Raw genomic sequence first — 22,319 nt, 5'->3', positions numbered from 1 at the left:
CAAAGGAATCGAGAGGAAGCAACATGCACCGGGTGCTTGTGGTCGATGACGAGCCGCAGATCGTCCGCGCCCTCGTGATCAATCTCAAGGCGAGGAAGTACGAGGTCGACGCCGCGCACGACGGCGCGACCGCCCTCCGCCTCGCCGCCGACCGCCACCCCGACGTGGTCGTCCTGGACCTGGGCCTGCCCGACATGGACGGTGTCGACGTCATCCGGGGCATCCGCGGCTGGACCCGTATCCCGATCCTCGTGCTCTCCGCGCGGCAGACCTCCGACGAGAAGGTGGAGGCGCTGGACGCGGGCGCCGACGACTACGTCACCAAGCCCTTCGGCATGGACGAACTGCTCGCGCGCCTGCGCGCCGCCGTGCGCAGGGCCGAGCCGGCCGCCGGGATGCCGGAGGACGCGGGCGTCATCGAGACCGCGGACTTCAGCGTTGACCTGGCCGCCAAGAAGGTGCACCGCGAGGGCAGGGACGTACGGCTCACGCCCACGGAATGGCACCTGCTGGAGGTACTCGTACGCAACACGGGACGCCTGGTCAGTCAGAAGCAGCTCCTCAAGGAGGTCTGGGGCCCCTCCTACGGCACCGAGACCAACTACCTGCGCGTCTACATGGCCCAGCTCCGCCGCAAACTGGAGACCGACCCTTCCCACCCCCGCCACTTCGTGACGGAGCCGGGGATGGGGTACCGGTTCGAGAAGTGAGGGCCCCTGGGAGCGAGGGGGCCGGGAGGGCATCGGGAGGGTCGGTCGCGGCGGTACCCTGGCCCTTATGACTGGCGGTGCCCGAGAGCAGCGGAGTGCGGGGAACGGCCGCTTCCGCCGATTCCTGGAACGGCTCTCTTCTTCGGAGGAAGACCTGCGCTCCGCGGAGCTGCGGGAGGAAGCAGAGGGCACGGGATGCACACGTATCTCGGATTGCGCCGACCGCGACATGGTCCGTGTAACCGGTACGCTGCGCACCGTGACGCTGCGGCCACGGGCCGGGGTGCCCACGTTGGAGGCGGAGGTCTTCGACGGCTCGGCGGCGCTGGACGTCATCTGGCTGGGCCGCCGCTCCATCGCGGGCATCGAGCCGGGCCGCAAGCTGATCGTCTGGGGGCGGATCACCAGCAACCGTGGCCGCCCCGTGATGTTCAATCCCAAATACGAGCTGCGACCGCTCGGACAGGAGTAGCGGGTGACCTCTCTCGACAAGCAGACGGGAACGGACGAGGCGGCGGAGGACGCCGGCGACTCCGGCTCCCAGGCCGTCACGGAGGCCGCGCTGTTCGAAGCGTTCGGCGGCATCCGGGGCCTCATCGAGACGACCGTCCCCGGACTGGTCTTCATCGCGTGGTACACGGTCAACAAGGACATCCACGCCGCGGCGATCACCGCACTGGTGCTCGCCGGTGTGATGGCCGTGTTCCGGCTGGCGCGCAAGGACACCGTCAAGCACGCCTTCAGCGGGATCTTCGGCGTCGCCTTCGGTGTGCTGTTCGCGATGATGACCGGCAACGCGAAGGACTTCTACCTGCCGGGCATGCTCTACACGCTCGGGCTGGCGCTCGCGTACCTCATCACGGCCATGGCGGGGGTACCGTTGCTCGGCCTCGTGCTCGGACCCGTTTTCAAGGAGAACCTCTCCTGGCGCAAGCGGAACCCGGGCCGTAAGAAGGCGTACACGAAGGCCAGTTACGCGTGGGGGTTCATCCTCCTCGCGAAGTGCGCCGTCCTCTTCCCGCTCTACTTCTGGGGCGACACCGCGCAGTTCGGCTGGGTCACCGTCGCGCTGAAGATTCCCCCGTTCCTGCTCGCCGTCTACCTCACCTGGATCTTCCTGGCGAAGGCACCGGCGCCGATCAACGTCATCGCGGAGATGGAGGCACGGGAGGCGGCGGAGAAGTCCACCGCCTCCTGAAGCATGCCGCCTCCTGAAGCATGCCGGTCCGGCAGGTGAGCCGAAGGGGCGCGGGGAACTGCGCGACAAGCCACAGTCAACCCGCGGCCCACGACGCACAGCCAGCGGCACAGCGCACCCGGAGCCGCGAGCCCCGCCGGGTACCGGCTTACGCGCGTACCGACAGCAGCTGCTCCAACTGCTCCTCGCGGGCGGGTGCGGCGACGAAGAGGAGTTCGTCGCCGGCCTCCAGCGCGTCGTCCGGGTCCGGCGTCAGTACGCGGTTGCCCCGGATGATCGTGACGAGCGAGGTGTCCTCGGGCCAGCTCACATCGCCGACCCGGGTCCCCGCGAGCGCCGCCTCCGGCGGAAGCGTCAACTCCACGAGGTTGGCGTCGCCTTGGGAGAAGCGCATCAGCCGCACGAGATCGCCCACGCTGACGGCCTCCTCCACGAGCGCGGACATCAGCCGCGGTGTGGAGACGGCGACGTCCACGCCCCATGACTCGTTGAACAGCCATTCGTTCTTGGGGTTGTTGACGCGCGCGACCACCCTCGGAACGCCGTACTCCGTCTTGCCGAGCAGCGAGACCACGAGGTTGACCTTGTCGTCGCCCGTGGCCGCGATCACCACATGGCACCGTTCCAGCGCGGCCTCGTCCAACGACGTGATCTCGCACGCATCGGCCAGCAGCCACTCGGCCTGGGGCACCCGCTCGACCGAAATGGCCGTCGGCGCCTTGTCGATGAGCAGCACCTCGTGCCCGTTCTCCAGCAGTTCGCCCGCGATCGACCGTCCGACCGCTCCGGCGCCCGCGATGGCTACCCTCATGACGTCTTCTCCGGCCCCACAGCGAACACTTCCTCGACCCGCGCGACCTCGTCGCAGCGCATCATCACATGCACCAGATCGCCCTCCTGCAGCACCGTCTGCGAGGTGGGCAGCATCGCCTCACCCAGCCGGGTGAGGAAGGCGATGCGCACCCCTGCCTCCTCCTGGAGCGCGCTCACGCGGTGGCCCACCCACGTGGGGGAGGTGTGCACCTCAGCGAGCTGTACGGCGCCGCTGGGGTCCCGCCACAGCGGCTCGGCGCCGGAGGGCAGCAGCCGGCGCAGCATCTGGTCCGCCGTCCAGCGCACGGTGGCCACGGTCGGGATGCCGAGCCGCTGGTAGACCTCGGCACGGCGTGGGTCGTAGATGCGTGCGGCGACGTGCTCGATCCCGAACATCTCGCGGGCCACGCGCGCCGCGATGATGTTGGAGTTGTCTCCGCTGCTCACAGCGGCGAAGGCGCCGGCCTCCTCGACGCCGGCCTCGCGCAGCGTGTCCTGGTCGAAGCCGACGCCCGTGACGCGGCGGCCTCCGAAACCGGAGCCGAGGCGCCGGAAAGCAGTGGGGTCCTGGTCGATGACCGCCACTGTGTGGCCCTGTCGCTCCAGGGTCTGCGCGAGCTCGGCACCCACCCGTCCGCAGCCCATGATCACAATGTGCAACGCCCGTCCCTTCGTCCCATACAGCGGGCCGTCTCAGCATCGCACGACTGACCGCATACGATCCTCTGCGTGTCCAGGATGACCGACGTACCGAAACGACTCCTCCTCGGGAGGGCGCTGCGCAGCGACAGGCTGGGCGAGACGCTGCTGCCCAAGCGCGTCGCACTCCCTGTCTTCGCCTCCGACCCCCTCTCCTCGGTGGCGTACGCACCCGGCGAGGTGCTGCTCGTCCTTTCGGTCGCCGGGGCCTCCGCCTACAGCTTCAGCCCATGGATCGCGGTCGCCGTCGCCGTCCTCATGTTCACGGTGGTGGCCTCCTACCGGCAGAACGTGCGCGCGTATCCGAGCGGCGGCGGCGACTACGAGGTCGCCACCACCAACCTCGGCCGCAGGGCCGGGCTCACGGTCGCCAGTGCACTGCTGGTCGACTACGTACTGACCGTCGCCGTCTCCATCTCCTCCGGCGTGGAGAACCTGGGTTCGGCGATCCCGTTCGTCGTCGAGCACAAGACGTTCTGCGCCGTCGTCGTCATCGGACTGCTGACGGTGATGAACCTGCGGGGCGTACGGGAGTCGGGCAAGCTCTTCGCGATCCCCACCTACTGCTTCGTCGCCGGCGTGTTCGCCATGCTCATCTGGGGCGTCGTACGCGCCGTCCTCATGGGCGACGAGATGCGCGCCCCCACGGCCGACTACGACATCCACTCCGACCAGTCCGGCATCGCGGGCGTCGCGCTGGCCTTCCTGCTGCTGCGCGCCTTCTCCTCCGGCTGCGCCGCGCTCACGGGCGTCGAGGCGATCAGCAACGGCGTGCCCGCCTTCCGCAAGCCCAAGTCGAAGAACGCGGCCAACACCCTGTCCATGATGGGCGTCCTCGCCGTCACGATGTTCTGCGGGATCATCGCGCTGGCGCTGGCCACGCACGTGAAGATGGCCGAGTACCCGGCCACGGACCTGCTCATCGACGGCGAGCCCGCCGGCTCCGGCTACACCCAGAACCCGGTCATCTCCCAGGTCGCCGCGGCCGTGTTCGGCAACGGTTCGTTCCCGTTCGTCTTCCTGTCGGCGGCCACCGCGCTCGTGCTCTTCCTCGCCGCCAACACCGCGTACAACGGCTTCCCGCTGCTCGGCTCGATCCTGGCCCAGGACCGTTATCTGCCACGCCAGTTGCACACCCGGGGCGACCGGCTGGCCTTCTCCAACGGCATCGTGCTGCTGGCCGGTGCCGCCGCGATACTTGTGGTCGTCTACGAAGCCGACTCCACCCGGCTCATCCAGCTCTACATCGTGGGCGTCTTCGTCTCCTTCACGCTCAGCCAGATCGGCATGGTGAGGCACTGGAACCGGCTGCTCACCACGGAGACCGACTCCGCACGCCGCCACCGTATGCACCGCTCCCGCGCCATCAACACCTTCGGCGCCTTCCTCACGGGAACGGTGCTCGTCGTCGTCCTGGTGACGAAGTTCACCCACGGCGCCTGGGTCTCCCTGGTGGGCATGGCCATCTTCTACGCGGTGATGTCCTCCATCCGCAGGCACTACGACCGGATCTCCGAGGAACTGTCGGCCGACGACCCGGACGAGATCGCACGGCTGCGGCCCTCGCGGGTGCACTCGATGGTCCTCGTAAGCAAGATCCACAAGCCGACCCTGCGCGCCCTGCGGTACGCGCGGCTGATGCGCTCCGACACCCTCGAAGCCGTCACGGTCAACGTCGACCACGCCGAGACCGAACAGCTGCGCAGGGACTGGGACGAGCGCGGTATCGACATCCCCCTGACGATCCTGGACTCGCCCTACCGCGAGATCTCCCGGCCGGTCATCGACCACGTCAAACGCCTGCGCAGGGAACAGCCGCGCGACGTCGTCAGCGTCTTCATCCCCGAGTACGTGGTCGGCCACTGGTACGAGCACCTGCTGCACAACCAGAGCGCGCTGCGCCTCAAGGGCCGGCTGCTGTTCACCCCCGGCGTCATGGTCACCTCCGTGCCCTTCCAGCTGGAGTCCTCCGAGGTCGCCAAGAAGCGCGTCAGGCGCCGCGACCAGTGGAGCGCGCCCGGCTCCGTACGCCGCGGTCCCGCCGCACCGCCCCGCAAGGACCCGGCGGCCGGCGGAAGCGGCGGCGCCGGCCGCGGAGGGAGTGCGGGGGGAAGCGGTGGCGGAAGCACCCGGGGCAGTGGTGGGGGAAGCGGTGGCGGAAGCGGCGGAGGAAGCAAGGAGCGCGGGAAGTAGACTGGGCGGTTGCGGCCATCGCCGCTTCTTTGGGCCCGGCACGGGCCCGCGCCACCACCGTCCCTGGAGTCACCCCGCCATGTCCGAACCCAGCGCGCCCGAGACCGCCGACGCCGCCGACAACGCAGCGCCCGCTGCTCCCTCCCTGGTGGGCGAGGAGTACGAGGTCGAGGTCGGCCCTGTCGCGCACGGTGGCCACTGCGTCGCCCGTACAGAGGCCGGCCAGGTGCTCTTCGTACGGCACACGCTGCCCGGGGAGCGGGTCGTCGCGCGTGTGACCGAGGGCCGTGCCGACTCCCGCTTCCTGCGCGCCGACGCGGTCACCGTGCTGGACCCCGCCAAGGACCGCATCGAGGCACCCTGCCCCTTCTCGGGGCCCGGCCGCTGCGGCGGCTGCGACTGGCAGCACGTCAAGCCCGGGGCGCAGCGCCGCCTCAAGGCCGACGTGCTCACCGAGCAGCTCCAGCGCCTCGCCGGGATGACCCCGGAGGACGTCTCCTGGGACGGCACCGTCGAGCCGGCGCCCGGCGACAAGGTGGCACCCGGCGAGGTGCCCGCGTGGCGCACACGCGTGCGGTACGCCGTCGACGCCTCGGGCCACGCGGGGCTGCGCCGCCACCGCTCCCACGAGGTCGAGCCCATCGACCACTGCATGATCGCCGCGCCCGGCGTCGACGAGCTGGGCATCGAGTCCCGCGAGTGGCCGCAGATCGCCTCCGTCGACGCCATCGCCGCCACCGGCTCCGCCGACCGGCAGGTCATCCTCACCCCGCGCCCCGGCGGCCGGCTCCCCCTCGTCGAGCTGGACCGCGAGGTGTCCGTACTGCGCGTCGGCGAGAAGGACGAGGCCGTACACCGCGTGCACGGCCGCGACTTCGTCCGCGAGCGCGCCGACGGCCGCACCTGGCGTGTGGGCGAGGGCGGCTTCTGGCAGGTGCACCCGCAGGCGGCCGAGGTCCTCGTGGACGCCGTCATGCGCGGCCTCACCCCGCGCAAGGGCGAGACCGCCATCGACCTGTACTGCGGCGTCGGCCTCTTCGCCGGCGCGCTCGCCGACCGCCTCGGCGAGAAGGGCGCCGTCCTCGGTATCGAGGCCGGCAAGCGCGCCGCGGCCGACGCACGCAAGAACCTCGAAGAGTTCCCCCGCGTACGGATCGAACACGGCAAGGTCGAACAGGTCCTGCCCCGCACCGGTATCACCGAGGCCGACCTCGTCGTCCTCGACCCGCCCCGCGCCGGCGCGGGCAAGCGCCTCGTCGACCGCATCGCGGCGCTCGGCCCCCGCCGCATCGCCTACGTGGCCTGCGACCCCGCAGCCCTCGCCCGCGACCTCGGCTACTTCACCACCGCCGGCTACCGCCCCCGCTTCCTCCGCGCCTTCGACCTCTTCCCGATGACGCATCACATGGAGTGCGTGGCGATTTTGGAGCCGGCCGCGAAGGGCTCCTGACCTGCGTCTTTGTCGATGTGCATGATGTGCGGTGTGGGCGTTACGGGCGATATCTTGACGCCGGAATGGCGCTCGTGACGCTCATTTGACGCTCGTTGATCTTGATGCTTGACGGGTCGTCAGGCTGTCGTGGAGGGAGGACAGAGGCTTCGTCGGAATCTGTCGCAGCGTAAGCGCTTGGCGAGGTTCTTGAGGAAGAGGCCCGGGGCGACTGCATTCGGACGCGCATTTCCCAACCCGACTGCGGGTCTCCTCGCCTCACTGAATTCGGTACCCCGCATCACCCTTGTGCTCCCTTGGAAGGAGCCACAGTCATGTCCTCGCCAGCCACATCGGAGGTGTGGAGGTCCAGGCGCACTTGCAACTCGTTGCCTGGACCGGCCTCCCGGTCTACTACGTATTCGACAGGCTCGACGTGTGGGCGCCACACGATGTCCTCATCGCCGGACAGAAAGGGCCGTACAGCGCGGCCGGCTCCGGAGCCCCGTATTTTCTGATCGCTGCGCAGGGAGCCCGTCGCTTTGACGCTCTGTTCGGTGCGCGAGGTCTTCCAGACCTGGGCATCGCCTCTTGAGACACACGTGAAAGCTGTTGCTTCCTTGTCTCTGCGGAGCTTGCAGTCCGCCGGCTACGTGTGGCGCGCTGAGGTATTCAATGCCCTTCACTGGGCGTCGTCTGTCTGGTCCAGTTCTTCCGGCGGTGCTGAGCGTCGGTACTTCGGGTGGTCGAGGTCGAGTTGTTTGGCGGCGTGGAGCGGCACGGGGTAGCGCGAGCGGTCGAACCAAGCGATGGTCTGGTGCCACAGACGTGCGGTGGTGGGCTCCATTTCGTGCGACGAGGCTGGCCAGGACTGCCTCGACGTCCTCTGCCCACCGCTGCTTTTCTGTCTTGCTCTTGCCGCTCACGTGAAGGGCGAAGTGGCTGCTGTGAAATGCGGTGATGGCCTGCTGGTAGGGCACCCATTGCCTCTCCGAGGATCCAGACAGAGTCTGAGGAGAATGGCATCCCGAAGACCTGAACCGCCACGTCCGGGATGGAGTCGGGGTTAACCTAGGGCCCGCCCTCGCCGAGGGGCACCGAGGTCGCCGTTGGCAACGACTGATCGCGAATGATTCAGGCCAGCGACAGGTCAGCGACTGGCCATAGCCGTCGAGTACACCGTTCGACAGCGGCAGACTCACGTACGGTTTTCGGACCTGTGGGGCGATGTTGGGGGAGCGGTGTACATGACCGGGGCGGGGCGGCCTTATCCCGTCGAGGAGCTTCTGACGGCGGTGCGCGCCGAGATCCTCGCCGAACTCCGGAGCAACGCCGAGGGCGCCATTAAGGTCGCTCTTTCCAAGGGGCGGCTTCTCTCGCAATCCGGGGGGACACGCGAGTATCTCTTCGAGTGCCGCACCTGGCACGACAGCCTGGACGGTGCTTCTGTCCTCGCCCGGCCGTCACGTTCCCGTAAGGCGTGGGACCCGGCCGAGGCGTCTCGCGCTCCGGACGGGACCGTACGGCTCGTGACGAAGGCCGATCTCGGGGCGGCGCCCGCGAACACCCAGATCCGCAAGGACGACTCCGCGAACTGGGCCGCGCTGGCCGAGCGCCTGGAGACAGCCAGCGGTCAGGACAGCCCCGTCGACGCGGACCACGCGGGCTGGCTGGTCGGCCGGGGTACCCCGCGCACCGGCCGTGCCGAGAACCCGGGGCAGTGGGTGGCGAACTGGGCGGGGCTCCAGCTGAACCCACGTCAGCGCGACGCCGTCGCACAGGCCCTCGCCAGTGAGGTGCTGTTCCTGTGGGGACCGCCCGGCACCGGGAAGACGGACGTCGTCGCTCACATCGTCGAGGGCAGTTTCCGCCAAGGACTCAAGGTTCTGTTTCTCGCCCCCACGAACGTCGCGGTGGACCAGGCTCTTGAGCGGATGTGCTCCCTGTTGGAGCACGAGGAGGGTTTCGCCGAGGGGGTCGTCCAGAGGGCAGGGACCATCGTCCTGCCGTCGCTGCGCAGCCGCTACGGAGACCAGGTCGACCCGGCCCGGATTGCCGCCCTGCTAGTGGAAAGCATCGACCGACACATCAGCGCGGCGACCGACCAGCTCAAGGGCGCGAGGGCGGCGCTGGCCTTGCACGACCGGATCCGGGACCTGGAGTCGGAACTGGCCACCGGCACAGAGGAGATGGCGGAGGCCGACCGTGACCACGCCGCGGCGGCGAAGATGGTCGCGGCCGCGGACACCCTGGCCGCGCAGCTGCGGCGGAAGATGGAGGAAGTGGGGCCACCGACCGGATTCCTGGCGGAGCGCAGAACGGCGAAACTGAGCGACCTCTGGTCCGCCCTGGCGCACGAAGAGGACGAGGCGACGCGGGCCAGGGAGGACGTCGCGCGCGCGGCCCGGCGCCGCACGGCGGGCGAGAAGCAGGCGGCCGATGCCCGCCGCGCCCTCCCCGCGGCCTATGCCGCCGTCGTCGGGATCCCACCCAGACAGACCGTCGCCGAGTCCGCTGCCTCGCTTCAGGAGCAATTTGACGAACTCGGACGGAAACGAAAGCAGATCCAGGACGAGGTTCGCTCCCACTGCCGGGTGCTCGGAGCGACGGTGGCCAAGGCCGTCCAGTCGAGGAAACTGCTCGACGAGGTCGATGTCGTGGTGATCGACGAGGCGGGGATGGTCAGCCTGCCGGCGGCCTGGTTCGCCGCCGGTCTCGCGCGCAAGCGGGTGGTCGTGGCGGGCGACTTCCGGCAGCTGCCCGCCGTGACCAAGGGCGACGGCGACCGGGCGGCGAGCGAGGAGGAGCGCGCCCATTCCCGCGAGTGGACGGCGCGGGATGCCTTCCACGCCGCCGGCCTGGTCGATCCGTCCGGGCGGGTACGCCAGGACCCTCGCCTGGTGGCGCTCGACACCCAGTACCGGATGCGGGAGCCGATCTGCGCGGTCGTCAACGAGGTGGCGTATCCGGACGCACCGCTCAGGACCGGGCGCGGAGACACCAGCCGTCTGCCGTTCGCCCCGCTCATCGACTCCCCGGTGATCCTGATCGACACGTCCGGCCGCCGGATCCCCGGCGGCGGCCGCAAAGCCCACATGGCGAACGACGTCCACGCAGCGGTCATCCACGAGCTGGTCAGAGGGCTCCAGTACGAGGGAGTCCTCCCCGGCCGCAAGTGGCAGGACGTCCCCGAGGGGGAACGGGCGACCGACCGGCTCGCCGTCATCTCTCCGTACAAGGAGCAGGTCAAGGCACTCAAGAGCAGCCTGGCCCACCGGTTCGGGGAGGACTACGACGGCCTGGTCGACACCGTCCACCGGTTCCAGGGCAGCCAGCGCACCGTCGTGCTCCTCGACACGGTGGCGGGCGCCGGCAAGGACCCCGGCTTCTTCTACAGCGGAACGGGCCTGTCCTCGCAGACCTGCCGCCTCCTGAACGTCGCCCTCAGCCGGGCCCAGGACCACCTGGTCGTCGTGGCAGACATCGCCTTCCTGCGTAAGCACCTGGCCCCGCACAGCGAGGCACTGGCGATGGTCGGCCATCTGGAGGCGCACGCGCAGACTATCTCAGCCGACGAGCTGATCCCGATCCGCGACGCGGACCAGCTGGCCACCCTGTCGGAGGAGGAACTGGCGCGACCGGCATTCTTCGAGCACAGCGAGGTCTTGGAGGCGGTGGCATGGGATGTGGAGCGAGCACAGCGCAGCATCGAGCTGTACTCGGCGTTCATGGATGCACCTCCGGTTCGCCGGTGGGCCCGGATACTCGGCCCGAAGGCGGCTGAGGGGCTTCAGATCACGGTCTTCACCCGCCCGTCGGAGGAGCAGCAGGAGCCCTCCCGCGTGGCGCGGCACAGGGAGCTGGTCGGGGAGCTGGAGGCCGTCGGCTGCCGGGTCGAGTTCCGAGATCGTATGCACGAGAAAGTCCTCATCCTGGACGGTTCGGTCCTGTGGCACGGCTCGAAGAACCTGCTCGCGAACATCGGGCCGACGGACCTGATGATGCGTTACACCGACCCTGCCTCCTGCGACCGTGTACGGCGGCTGATGGAGCGCACCCGCATGGAACGCCCGGCCCGAGGGCTGTGGCGTCCCGCCAGAGAGACCGCTCCAGCGTCCGAGATACCTGCCCAGCGAGCCGAGGCGCAGGACGGCAAGGTGTACCCGGGCCTCGTGCGGGACGGCCGTCTGTACCTAGATGAATGAGTCCAAGGGAAGGCCTGCGGGCATAGGACGAGGGCGCCCAATGTCAGTGTGTGAAGACAGACCTGGACACCCTCGCGACAGCACTCTATGCCCGGATCGACGACGAGTTGAAGGCTTCGCCATGGTTGGCCCCGTGGCGCCCGGCAGTCGGGATCGTGCCCACGCTCAGTGACGCCGAACTGGTCACGCTCGCGGTCATGTCGGCGTTGCTCGGTTACACCTCCGAGCGGCGCTGGCTGCGCCGCGTCGAGGGGGACTTCGGCCACCTGTTCCCTTACGTGCCCCAGCAGTCCGGCTACAACAAACGGTTACGCAATGCGTCTGCCCTGCTCACCAGCGTGATCCGGATCCTGGCCACGGACACGACACTGTGGAGCGACGACGTGTGGGTGGTCGACTCCACCCCGGTCAGCTGCGGATGCTCTCGCGGGACAGCTGAGCGGTCGGACCTGGCGGGCTGGGCCGAGTACGGCTACTGTGCGTCGCACTCCCGGTACTTCTGGGGCCTGCGACTGCACCTGGTGTGCACACTCGGCGGCCTGCCGGTCCTGTTCGCCCTCACCGGGGCGAAGGCCGACGAACGCGAAACGCTGCGCGGCATGCTCGACACCGCACCCGACGTAGCCGCCTCCCACCCCGGCCAGACGATCATCAGTGACAAGAACTATTACGGCCACGGGTTCGAGCACGACCTCGCTGAGCGTCACTTGGAGCTGCTGCGGCCGGCCCGCAAGGGAGAAGCAGAGCGGGCCGGGGCGCACCTGTTCAAGCCGCTGCGGCAGGTCATCGAGTCGATCAACCAGACCTTCAAGGGCCAGCTTGACCTGGAACGACATGGTGGCAAGACCCCGGCCGGGGTCACCGTCCGGGTCCTGTGCCGGATCCTCGCGCTCACGGCGGCGATCTGGCACAACGACAAGACCAGGCAGCCGATCAAACGATCACTGACTGCCTACGATCACTGACCGCAACGACACCCCTTGGACTCATTCATCTAGACGTCCCGTACGAGCAGAAGGACGAGGCCAAGCGCCTGCTCACGGCCCGGTGGGACAGGGAGGCCCGGCGCTGGTGGGTCGACGCGGACCGGATCACCCGGGAACAGGCGGCGCGCTGGCTGCCGTAGGGGAAGCTCACCGCGAGCTGCGAGGGACGTCCTCCGCCAGACGCTTCCGGCCGCACCCTCAGGCATGCTTGCGAAGCTGGGACGGGTACGCCGTGTGGAAGTGCGTTGAGCTCCCTCGATTACTCAAAACAGCGGCGGTGATGCGATGCCCGGGGCCGACAGGTGTGATTGGGGACCGTCGGGGGGAGCCCTTAGCCACATGGTGGTGGGCGCCTTGAAGCAAATGCTGGGGCACTGACTGCACTGTTGGCTTCTCTGCCCAATCGCCTCTCGGTTGTGCTGTTTCGTGACGCTGGGCGTTGTCCGATGCCTGTCGTGTTCGGACCGCAGGGGGCAGGTGCGCGGTAGGCGTGACGCTCGTGGCGATATTCATTGCCCTCCACCGGACTCCCGCTGGCCGATGTGGGCATCGCCACTCGAGGCCATAGTGAGGCAGTCAGCGGCTTCCTCCATGATGCACGCCGTGCCGGCGGGGTCATCGGAGAGCAGTGCGACCGCCCGTTCATAGCAGCCCAGGGCCTCTGCGCAGCGGCCTTGGGCGCACAGGCACCGGGCGTTCCAGAGGGGGACCGTCCACAGGGGCACCGTGCCGCTGTCGGCTGCGGTTGCGGCATTCTCGGCCAGCTCCAGCTGCTCCTCGGCTTGTGCGAAGTCCTCCTGCGCGATGAACAGGCGAGCGAGCGCGATGTGCAACTCGACGATGAGCAAGCCGATGTTTCCGCTCACGCTCAGCTGATCGCGCAGCAACCTCCGCAGCTCGTCCTCGGCGCCGCTGGACTCCGCCAGCTCCAACTGAAGGTCGAGCCGGGTTTGGATGAGGTCGGCGAGGCTCGCGGGGTCTACCGGAGAGTCGCTCCCAGCCGGCATGTAGAGACCGAGGAGACGGCTGATCAACGCGATGGCCGGGCGTTCACCTTCCCCGTGCAGCAGCAGACCGAGCAGGAGCTGGGAAATGTCGTAATAGAGAGGGGAGAGCTGTGCGTCCGATTCGTCGAGTCGGGAAAGGAGCGCGCCGTACATGCGCTTTGCTTGTTCCGTCTGACGCGTTTGCGTGAGTGCGTGACCCACGTGGTGAAGCAGACTGATGTCCAGTTCCGACGGTTCCGTCTCGATGGCGGACATCAGCGCCTGCGCCTCTGCGGTCGCCTCCTCATCCTTGCCCTGTTCCGCGAGCACCAGTACAAGGACCGAGTGCGCCAGCAAACTGTTGCGCACGGAGCCCTTCGCGCGCAGCCCGTCCAGAACCGTGCGCAGCTGTTCTTCCGCGGCAGGCAGCCGTCGGGTCGACTGCAAGGCGCGTGCCCATCGGAACTGGAATTGCAGTGTCTCCAAGTCTTGCGGCCCTCGCTCGGCATGGCTCTCCTCGAAGAGTAGGCGTGCCTCGTCCACATCGCCGATGGCCTCGTAGTATTGGCCACGAATCGCACCGACCACGGGAAGGGTTTCCGGTAGAACGGCGGCTCGTTCCATCATCAACCTGAGTAGTTCATCGGCCTGATCCCGATGGTTGGAGGCCAGGCAGTAGCCGTAAGAGACCCATCCGGCTTCGACGAACCAGGCCAGCGACTCCACGTCGTTCGCGGGAGCGGAGCGCAAGGCAGCCAGAACATGGGGGACCAGGACCTGCCGCCTTCGCCATTGATCAGGCGTATCCGTGTCCCCTCCCATCCATCGCGCCAGGCGGGCGCTGACCTGCCACACCTCAGCGGTTTCATCTCCGTCGCGAACCTGTGCCGCGTTGGTCTCCAGTACCAGCGGGTGAGCTGTCAGACACAAGTTCGCCGCGTTCGCCGCGCCGCTTCCGCGTCCGCTGATCGAGACGTCCACGTCGACCAGGTTCAGCAAGCCCACGTCGATGAGTGCATCGACGGCTGCCTCGCCCTCTTCGAATCCTTCCGGGAACTCGCCCTCCAGTGTGACGAGACCGTAGGCGAGCAGCGCGGTCGGGAACGGGGTCGTGGCGAAGCACGACAGGACCCGCATGAGCAATCTGGCTTCCGGCAGCCCTTGTCGGGTGAGCAAGTCGAGGCTGATCTCCCAGGTGTGGCTCACCAAACGGCGCAGCCGCTGCTCGTTCATGGGCGACCTGAGTGATTCGCCCGCGTCGAGCAGCGGGGCGCCTAGCCGGTCGAGTTCGGCCTTGTACCCCGCGAAGTCCCCCACGGGCCGGATGTCCACGACGCCGTGCGCTAGGCCCAGGCTCCTTCGTGTCTTTGCCAGATATGAGCCCGCCAAGTGCAGTCCCAGGGGCAGTCCTCCCAGCCTCATCGCGAGCGCACGAGCGTCCTCCGTCGGCCCGGCGTCTCCCGCCAGATCAGTGAGGACCTTCTCCCCGTCCTCGGCGGACAGCATGTCCACCGCTCGACACACTGCTTCCGTTCCCCACAGCAGGGGGTTTCCGACACGACTCGTCACCACGGTGAGGCCGGAACGACTCGGTCGGATCCACCCTGTGCCGTCCCCTGGCAAGCCGTGCTCCGAAGCAACGACTGAGAGGTCGTCCACGGCGTCGACAACGAGCAGCCAACGCTCGCCCGCACGGTCCAGGCAACGCCACACGAGATCCAGCGCGCTCGACTGCCCTGCCCAGGCGCGACTGAGGTCCTCTTCGGCCACGCCCAGTTCCCTGGCCACCTGAGACATACCCGTCAGCAGCCGCTCTTTCGTCGTCCCAGACACCCAGAACACCTGATGACCAAGGTCCCGGGCGTGCCGGGCAAGCCGCAGCGCCGCTGCTGTCTTTCCGCATCCGCCTAGCCCGTGCAGGACCTGCACTTGTTCGTGCCCCTCGGTCAGTGCCCTTTTCAGATCGGCCAACAGGCTGTTCCGGCCATGGAGACGGGTGGGCAGCTCTCCGTACGGAGGACGCACCGAGTAGGTGCCCGGATTCGGTCCGGAAGCGGCCGGGTCGTCCCTCGCGGTACGGCGGGGAATCCCCCCGGTCTCACGGCGTCGTTCCAGGTCCGCCGCCGTCCGTCTCGTCTGCCACGCGGTCAGGCCGCGCTGGGGTGTGCCGGACCGCTGCTGGGCCCTGGCTTCGAGCAGTTTCACGAGGACGGCAAAGGGGAGGTCGTCCTCGGGAACACTCTTCCCGCTGAACCACAGGCTGAGCTTGCCCTTGCCGAGACTGACCGGGGGACGTTGTCTGCTTCCCCACTGTGTGATCTGGGCGTACGTAGGGGATCCGGCGTTCGTGCGCAGCTGCCTCAGCTCCATCGCGAGCCGCTCGGCCGCGGACTGATCGTCCATCCGTCACCTGTTCAATCCGAACTTCCGTTGAACGCCTATTCCAGCAGGTCTGGCTTGCGGCGATGTGGGGTTCAGCGGGAAACCGACCGTTGAACCCCGCACGGATCCGGGCTAATGGCCGACGGCCGGCCGGAGAGGCCGGACCTGGAGAGAGGACGCGCGGTGAAGGAATTCGCAGTGACGGCACCGGGCTTGGCGGTTCGAAGCGCTGAAGACGGCGGGAGGATGTGCGGTCTCGGGTCTTGTCCGCGAACTCGTCAGCCGTGGTCCGTCCTCGTGGTGGGGTCATGAGCCGAGTCCTTCACGATGCCCGGCGGCGAGATCGTGACGCGAGCGGACGAGGGCGGCAGCTGGCTTCCCGGCTCGTCTGCCCGGCATGTCTAGCGGCACTGTGCGATGCTGCGGGCTCAACTGGTCCTGACATTGGCCGGGTTGGTCGATGTGCCAGCTTCTATTGTTGGGCCCACGGCGACACCAGGCCGACCCGGCAAGCTCGCACCGGATGCCGGGTTCGACCTCCTCGGCGAGGCGGACTGGTACGCTCTGGCCGCACCGGAGGACCGTACGCGGGTACTCGCCCACTGTCACGGACGACGTTGAGTCGATGAAGACTCCAGTGAGCCAGGCTGCGGTATCTGGCGTCCACTCTGGCACCTCGCATGCGAAGACCAAGCACAGAGCCGCGCCGCGATCACGTCGGACGCCATCAGCGGGAGCGGGAGGTCGTCGATCGTTCTGCGGCGCCCGCTTCACCTCAAGCGGGTCGTGTCCCCGCTGGCATACCACAGCTCGCGTACTTGCTCCGCTAATCAACTGTTCGGCACAGAACGGTCATCACCATCAGGACTCCGCCATGATCCGCGCCGGGTGGGGGTGACGCCGCCCACCCGGCCGACTCGGTGTCATGAGCCGCCGCGACCCAGGCGTGAAATCATCGCCGCCGCGATCGCCGCCGTTCCCGTCACCACTGCCGCCCCCAGCATCGCGGCTCCCGTGATCACTGCCCCGATCACCACTGCTTCCACGTACATGTCGCCTGCCCTTCCTCGGATCCGGCTCGTTCGGCCGGCTGGCGACCAGTTATCCGGATCGGCCTGGTGTTCAGCGATCCTCAGGATCGCTGAACGGGACGTCGCCGCAGGCCACACCTGGTGAAATTGGTGTTCAACGGAGGTTCGGACTGAACGAACGGGGGACGGATGAACGACCTACCAGCGCCTGAGCGTCTCGCGCACGATCTTCGAGAGCTTAGGAAGAACGCGGGCAACCCTTCGTACACCGTGATCGCGGTATGGGGCGGACAGCAGGAACCCCCGGTCCGCCTAGGGAAAAGCAAGCTCAGCCTGTGGTTCAGCGGCAAGAGCGTGCCTACCGACGACCGTCTCGACGGCCGGCCCTTCACCACCCTCGTTGACTTGCTGGAGGCCAACCCCCTGCAGAAGTCTGGCACTCCCAAGCAGGGCGCGACTGCGTGGCAGGAGCGGCGGAGGGCCGCGGAACGGGTGAAGCAAGGCAAGCGCCGCGCTGACTCAAGTGGTGACGACCGGTCCGCCGCAGACAATGGCGGGACATTGCAGCGGCTTGCTGATGAAGGTCTGCCCGCATACGAATCCCTTCACCAGGAGAGCGAACAAGCGGCCACCAGTGGGAAGATGAGCGAAGTCGATCCGCGCCTTAGACGGGCCATTCGCAACGTCTTCGGCAGGCTGCACGACTTCACGCTGCAGGGGTCGCCGCAGGTGTACGTCGGCGTCATCAGGGACGACTGGTTGGGCGAGGACTCGGACCTGGCGGGGCTGGTGATCAGGCACCTTGAGAGGGAGGAACTCATCACACAATCGACCAAGCCGATGTGCCTCACCTATGTGCCGGGCATGAAGAACTACGAACTCGCTGAAAAGGGAAAAGACTTCTTCGGGGACCCTGTCAGCCTGCCCAAGCGCAGGGAACAGCTCTTCGCTGACTGTCGGGACTTCGTCGAGCGATGCCACGTCCTCCAGGATGACTTCGGAGTGCAGGTCAGATCCATCTTTAACAACAACGTCGGCTACGGAGTGGATCTGAGTGAAGTCACGGCAACCGGGCGGTCCTGGCGCGATGTCGACATGGATCTGAACGAGGTCGAGCGATCGGCTCGGAGGATCGGGACCGTGGACGGGGTTCTCTTCGACGGAGCCCGGTCCGTTCACCGATCACTGATGGTGGAAGTGGAGGCGATCAAGAAGGCGGGTACGGACCCCGGTAACCGGCACACCTACCACGCCGCGTGGCAGGAGGCCCGAGAGCGGTCAGATCGCCTCCGCGATGAATTCACCGCGTCGGTACGCGCCAGGACGTGCCTGTCCTGAATTTCGTGTACGCCCGGTGTGACCGGATGGCGTTGGGGTGACCGGCGCCGGGAAGGATCATGATGGGCGACAGGAACGAGCCCGGCAAGCGTTCGAGCATCGTACGTACGGGCCAAGTTGACGCAGCGGCAGGTGCAGGACCAGGAGATCGCACGGCAGTTGGTGGAGCGGGCTCGTAGCGAGGGTGTGAGCCTGGTCGAGCCACGGAGCATCTCGGCTACGAGAAGGGCGATCTGGCCGGCCGCGGGACGGCGAACGCGCGGCACAGGACAGGTTCGAAACGGGGCCGTACCGACATCGGCGAGATCGAGATCAAGGTGCCGCGGGACCGGGAGGGGACGTTCGAGCCGCAGCTCGTGGCCAAGCACCAGCGCCAGCTGGAGGGCTTCGACGAGGCCGTGCTCTCGCCGTACGCGAAGGGCCTGACCACGGGCGAGATCCAGCAGCATCTCGCGGAGATCTACGACATGGATGTCTCGCGCGCTGATCTCACGGGCCACGGACAAGATCAAGGACGAGGTCGACGCTTGGCGGAGCCGTCCGCTGGACAAGATCTACGCAGTTCTGATGATCGACGCGATCGTCCTGAAGGTCCGGGACGGGGCGGTCTCCAACCGGCCCGTCTACATCGCCGTCGGGATCAACCTCGAGGGCGAGCGCGACGTGCTGGGCACGTGGGTCGGCACCGGGGGCGAGAGTGCCAAGCAGTGGATGACCTGGCTCGCCGAGCTCCGCAACCGTGGCATTCAGGGAGCGCTGATCTCGTGCTGTGACGGGCTGAAGGGCTGCCGGACTCGCTGACCGCGATCTGGCCGCAGACCGACGTGCAGCTCTGCGTCGTGCACATGGTCCGCAACTCGCTCAGGTTCGCCTCCCGCGCCCACTGGCAGGCCATCGGAACTGCGGCCGATCTACACCGCCCCGACCGAGGACGCGGCCAAGGCCCGGTTTGCTCAGTTCGAGGAGGTGTGGGGCGGGCAGTATCCGGCGATGACCGGCTTGTGGCGCAAGAACTGGGTGCACTTCGCCGAGTTCCTGAAGTTCCCACCCGGCGTCCGCAAGACCGTCTACACCACGAACATGATCGAATCGCTGAACTCTCGCTTCCGGCAGGCCAGCCGCCGCCCTGAAGGTCCTCAACCTCGCTATCCGGCACCGCGAACCCAACCGCCCGAACCTGACCAGCCGGACCCACAATTGGAAGGCCGCGATCAACGTCCTCGTCGGCTGCTACGGCGACCGCATCGACCTCGACGGATTCGGCCTGAACGTCGTCGAGTGACCCGCCGAAACTAAACCAGCAGAACGTCAAAGACAGGGCATACACGGAAACCGAGACACGCCCGGTCCTGGTGGCGTTGCTATGTGATGCAGGTTTGGCCCCGTCCTGATGCCAGAACCTCTTAGCGGAGTGCCGGGAATCGAACCGCGCCCGTAGCTCCCCGGGTTGAGCAGTGCTGCTACTGGACCAGCCGAAGCACCGGCTTCTGTTCCTGGACGCCCAGCAGGTCCTGCACCCTCTTGCTTGTCCAGGCCAATTCGTGAGCCAGTTGGGAAACCGAGAGACCCGCTTCGTTGGCAGCCAGGTTGAAGGCTTGTCCGAGTAGTGAAGGCTGTTCACCAGGGAAGTTCGAGACCGATTCCGCGGTGAAGCCCGGTTGGCCGTCGAGAGCACGTAGGCGCTGGTACGTCCTGCTGGCGGTGGCGTCGGAGATCAGCCCCAGCTCGCGGCAGCGGTAGACGAGGGAATGGAGGGAGACTCCCCAGACACTTCTGAGCTCGGCCAGGCGTGCAAAATCCATTCGTCGTGGCAGGAACGGAAGGACGCTGTCCTGGGGGGTCAGAAACTCAGCTGCGAAGGCGTCAGCTTCCTTCTCCTGACGGCTGTCACCGGTGGCATCACCGTGAAGCACAAGGTGGCCCAGCTCATGAGCAGCGGTGAACCTGTGCCGGTAGATGTCGTCGGCGCGGTTGGCGGTGAGAACGACGAGCGGCCGCGCGGCCCGGGTGGAGAAGGCATCCACGCTCGCAGCGGAGGGATCATTAGCAGGCGGCATGACCACCACGATCCCGTGGGACTCCATCCGTCTCACCAGATGAGTGACAGGGCCGTCGCCGAGACTCCAGCGCCTGCGAAGCTCGCGGGCTGCGGACGTGGGGTCGGTGGACAGCTCCTCGCCGGGATGGACCTCCCCACCAGCGAAGCCGGGCAGATCGACGAGAGGTAGCTGGATCCGCTGTTCTAGTGCGTACGTAAGCTCCCAGACCTGCTCCGCGAAGGCGAGCGCGCGCTCTCGCTGGGACTTAGGCGTGCTGCGAAGGCTCCTGAAATGGGCCATGGAAGCGTCGAGCCGGCTGGCTGGCCTTCCTAGCAGGAAGAACGTCACCGGTACCCCGAGGATCTCCGCGAGCCGGGGGATCAGTTCAGGTCGCGGCTTCGACACGCCCGTTTCGTACTGGCCCACAGCGGCAGGCGTCACCCCGAGCTGAAGGGCCACGTCCTTCTTCGTCATCTCCGCCAGCCGACGGGCTTGTGTCAGTCGGCTGGCATCGAAGCCGTCGGAGATAGCACGTGGCGTGGTGCGTCGTTCTTCTGTACCGGGGATGAGGTCTTGCTTAATGGGTCGCATCGTCTTCGCTGGTCTGGTCCTCGACAGATTCTGCCTCGGTCCGCACGGGTACGTGCAGAGCCTGGTCCGAGGCGGTACGCGAGGACAGCGTAAGGGTGGGTTCGATTCCGTCGGCGAAGCTGGTGTGTGCCGTGACCTGGTTCGGAATGCCGATCGGTCGCAGCGTGTATGAGGTGACTTCCTGAGGAAGGTGGAGCGGCTCGGGATCGGTGGCCCACTCCAACTGCCGGTTCATCCCGAGCGCCGCGATGCCCCAGTACGCCTCAAGGAGCTCGGAGGCGTTGCAGGCGAAGGGCACCAGCACCAGCTGAGTGCCCTGCGGGATCGTCGCCAGTGCACCACGCGGTTCGGCAGACGGGACGGTCGGCCCGAAGTCGAGGTCCAACGGATCTTGGATGTGCTTCGGCGCCGGCGCGAACGTGAAGAGCTCCTGTACCAGCTGGGACTGGCTGGGGATGCGCGCACTACGTACGTCCGACTTGGTCTTGGAATACCGGAACGGGTAGAGCAGGCCGTTACCGATGAGCATCAGCTCGTAGGAGAATTGGAACGGTTTGACCGCACTGGCACCAGGCACCTTCTTGAGTTCGTCCTGAAGTCGCTCGTACTGGTTCTCGTATCGGCTGGTGCCGTAGACGCGGGTGGTGCGGGATGAGCCTTGTTCCTGCGCGGCCTGTGCGTTGGCCTGCATGTTGCGAAGGCCCTGCCCGACGCGGCGGCGTACATCTGCTGCGTGCTCGCCGAACACGTCGGTCGTCCACGGCGACGAAGGCATACTCATGCGGACGACTCCTCGGGTCGGACTACGCATCGAAGCATTCCAGTGCGGCGCTCACTTTAGTTGATGTCGGAGATTTTGCACAACTGCTTTGGTGCTGGGTGCACTTGTTCCGTTCTATCCCCCTGCGGCCTCGGCGGTGCCGCGTTCAAGTGCATCGCCATCGCCTCGCCCCGAGGCGTCGTCGAATCCGTCGAACTGGCGCGCACTGCCCTTGCCTTCGTTGCGCCCCCGGCCGCGCTCCACGTCGTTGACACCGAGGCCGCCGCACCGGACGAGCACACCGACGCGGTTCAGCACCGCTGGCGTGCCCCCGAGGGCCGGTCTCCTGCCCTCCCTTAACGGTTGCCGGTCCACCATCAATCTGGAGAAGCCCCTTACCCGCCGTCCTCGAACCCGCGCTCCCGATCGACGGCGAACTGCTCAGCTGTTACGTGGCGTGTCCACTGGTGAGCCCGCCTGTAGGCACGGCGAGGCCCTCCCGAGTGTGGAGGGCTGCTCTGTCGGGTTGATCTTCGAACTACGCGCTCAGGCCACGGGCCAGATGGGCTGACCGTCTGTGGCGAGCGATCGACGTGGTTGCGCAGTCGAACCATGAGTTGGCGGAGTAGCCGAGTTGACCGCCATGCCGATCGGAGTGGTTTGAGGTGGCATCTGAGGGATGTGGGGCCTGAGTTGGCAGGCTTCGGCGTATCGGTCTTGGTGAGAGGTTTGTGGCGGTTTGAACAGTTAGGGCTGATTCGGTCGGTAGGTGAGGAGTTCGTCTGTATCTGCGGAGGCTGAGTTCGGGCAATTGGCAGGCTACGGTCCGGGACCGTGAGGGCAGACGCTCTTCTGTGACGTTCCCGCTGAAGGTGCAGGCCCGTGCGTGGGGTGATGAGCGAGAGGCGAGTCTGTGCATCCGGGATCGTCGCGATCCGAGGGGAAGCGCGGTCAGCTTT

The 22,319-nt window shown here is 67.3% G+C and carries 16 protein-coding genes and 1 pseudogene; 10 read left to right on the top strand and 7 right to left on the bottom strand.

The genetic code is table 11. From position 1 onward, the window contains the following. Positions 1-23 precede the first annotated feature (23 nt). The 3 genes from NMN56_RS02420 to NMN56_RS02410 all read left to right on the top strand — a co-directional run bounded on the left by NMN56_RS02420 (position 24) and on the right by NMN56_RS02410 (position 1,908). Positions 24-710 carry a response regulator gene (locus NMN56_RS02420; RefSeq protein WP_274043560.1) on the top strand — a complete coding sequence of 229 codons (687 nt, stop codon included), beginning with the start codon at positions 24-26 and terminating at the stop codon, positions 708-710. A 67-nt stretch (positions 711-777) separates the two neighbouring features. Next, positions 778-1,182: an OB-fold nucleic acid binding domain-containing protein gene (locus tag NMN56_RS02415; RefSeq protein ID WP_274043561.1), complete on the top strand. Its 405-nt coding sequence runs from the start codon at positions 778-780 to the stop codon at positions 1,180-1,182. 3 nt (positions 1,183-1,185) lie between these two features. Beyond that, on the top strand, positions 1,186-1,908 hold the full coding sequence (locus NMN56_RS02410) for a DUF3159 domain-containing protein (protein WP_274043562.1): 723 nt from the start codon (positions 1,186-1,188) through the stop codon (positions 1,906-1,908). Between the two features lie 148 nt (positions 1,909-2,056). On the opposite strand, the gene NMN56_RS02405 is transcribed toward NMN56_RS02410, so the two are convergent. Together NMN56_RS02405 and NMN56_RS02400 are read right to left on the bottom strand one after the other, a co-directional pair. After that, positions 2,057-2,719, bottom strand: a complete 663-nt coding sequence (locus tag NMN56_RS02405) for a potassium channel family protein (protein ID WP_274043563.1) — start codon at positions 2,717-2,719, stop codon at positions 2,057-2,059. After that, positions 2,716-3,381 (bottom strand): potassium channel family protein, encoded by a 666-nt coding sequence (locus NMN56_RS02400; RefSeq protein ID WP_274043564.1) that lies wholly within the window; start codon positions 3,379-3,381, stop codon positions 2,716-2,718. Before NMN56_RS02400 ends, NMN56_RS02405 begins: the two co-directional genes overlap by 4 nt. Before the next feature lie 78 nt (positions 3,382-3,459). Between NMN56_RS02400 and NMN56_RS02395 the strand changes: the two genes are divergently transcribed. Beyond that, a complete protein-coding gene (locus tag NMN56_RS02395; RefSeq protein ID WP_274043706.1) occupies positions 3,460-5,613 on the top strand; it encodes an APC family permease in 2,154 nt (717 codons plus the stop codon). Between the two features lie 79 nt (positions 5,614-5,692). After that, positions 5,693-7,063 carry a class I SAM-dependent RNA methyltransferase gene (locus NMN56_RS02390; protein WP_274043565.1) on the top strand — a complete coding sequence of 457 codons (1,371 nt, stop codon included), beginning with the start codon at positions 5,693-5,695 and terminating at the stop codon, positions 7,061-7,063. Positions 7,064-7,724: 661 nt separating this feature from the next. On the opposite strand, the gene NMN56_RS02385 is transcribed toward NMN56_RS02390, so the two are convergent. Further along, a complete protein-coding gene (locus NMN56_RS02385) occupies positions 7,725-7,889 on the bottom strand; it encodes an RNaseH domain-containing protein (protein ID WP_274043566.1) in 165 nt (54 codons plus the stop codon). 400 nt (positions 7,890-8,289) lie between these two features. Here NMN56_RS02385 and NMN56_RS02380 point away from each other — a divergent pair, with 400 nt between their 5' ends. From NMN56_RS02380 to NMN56_RS02370, 3 genes are read left to right on the top strand one after another with little or no spacing between them, the layout of a single operon-like run. Continuing rightward, on the top strand, positions 8,290-11,247 hold the full coding sequence (locus NMN56_RS02380) for an AAA domain-containing protein (protein ID WP_274043567.1): 2,958 nt from the start codon (positions 8,290-8,292) through the stop codon (positions 11,245-11,247). 50 nt (positions 11,248-11,297) lie between these two features. Then, on the top strand, positions 11,298-12,212 hold the full coding sequence (locus NMN56_RS02375; protein ID WP_274043568.1) for an IS982 family transposase: 915 nt from the start codon (positions 11,298-11,300) through the stop codon (positions 12,210-12,212). Continuing rightward, complete coding sequence (locus tag NMN56_RS02370) at positions 12,122-12,373, top strand: DUF5710 domain-containing protein (RefSeq protein ID WP_274043569.1); 252 nt, start codon at positions 12,122-12,124, stop codon at positions 12,371-12,373. Before NMN56_RS02375 ends, NMN56_RS02370 begins: the two co-directional genes overlap by 91 nt. A 369-nt stretch (positions 12,374-12,742) precedes the next feature. Here NMN56_RS02370 and NMN56_RS02365 read toward each other — a convergent pair whose 3' ends face one another. Then, positions 12,743-15,622 carry a tetratricopeptide repeat protein gene (locus NMN56_RS02365; RefSeq protein ID WP_274043570.1) on the bottom strand — a complete coding sequence of 960 codons (2,880 nt, stop codon included), beginning with the start codon at positions 15,620-15,622 and terminating at the stop codon, positions 12,743-12,745. A gap of 902 nt (positions 15,623-16,524) precedes the next feature. Next, positions 16,525-16,653 carry a hypothetical protein gene (locus tag NMN56_RS02360; RefSeq protein ID WP_274043572.1) on the bottom strand — a complete coding sequence of 43 codons (129 nt, stop codon included), beginning with the start codon at positions 16,651-16,653 and terminating at the stop codon, positions 16,525-16,527. A 168-nt stretch (positions 16,654-16,821) separates the two neighbouring features. Here NMN56_RS02360 and NMN56_RS02355 point away from each other — a divergent pair, with 168 nt between their 5' ends. Together NMN56_RS02355 and NMN56_RS43185 are read left to right on the top strand one after the other, a co-directional pair. Next, positions 16,822-17,970 carry a hypothetical protein gene (locus NMN56_RS02355; RefSeq protein WP_274043573.1) on the top strand — a complete coding sequence of 383 codons (1,149 nt, stop codon included), beginning with the start codon at positions 16,822-16,824 and terminating at the stop codon, positions 17,968-17,970. Positions 17,971-18,087: 117 nt separating this feature from the next. Next, positions 18,088-19,252 (top strand): annotated as a pseudogene (locus NMN56_RS43185) (IS256 family transposase). 178 nt (positions 19,253-19,430) lie between these two features. Here the strand turns inward: NMN56_RS43185 and NMN56_RS02345 are convergent. Together NMN56_RS02345 and NMN56_RS02340 are read right to left on the bottom strand one after the other, a co-directional pair. After that, a complete protein-coding gene (locus NMN56_RS02345) occupies positions 19,431-20,600 on the bottom strand; it encodes a helix-turn-helix domain-containing protein (RefSeq protein ID WP_274043575.1) in 1,170 nt (389 codons plus the stop codon). After that, a complete protein-coding gene (locus NMN56_RS02340) occupies positions 20,587-21,381 on the bottom strand; it encodes a hypothetical protein (protein ID WP_274043576.1) in 795 nt (264 codons plus the stop codon). The genes NMN56_RS02345 and NMN56_RS02340 overlap by 14 nt, the downstream gene beginning before the upstream one ends. Positions 21,382-22,319 lie beyond the last annotated feature (938 nt).

This window comes from Streptomyces iconiensis, from assembly GCF_028657195.3.
In the GTDB taxonomy this organism is placed as follows: domain Bacteria; phylum Actinomycetota; class Actinomycetes; order Streptomycetales; family Streptomycetaceae; genus Streptomyces; species Streptomyces iconiensis.
The sequence above is the reverse complement of the archived record's forward strand: the minus strand, read 5'-3'. Positions and strand labels throughout refer to the sequence as shown.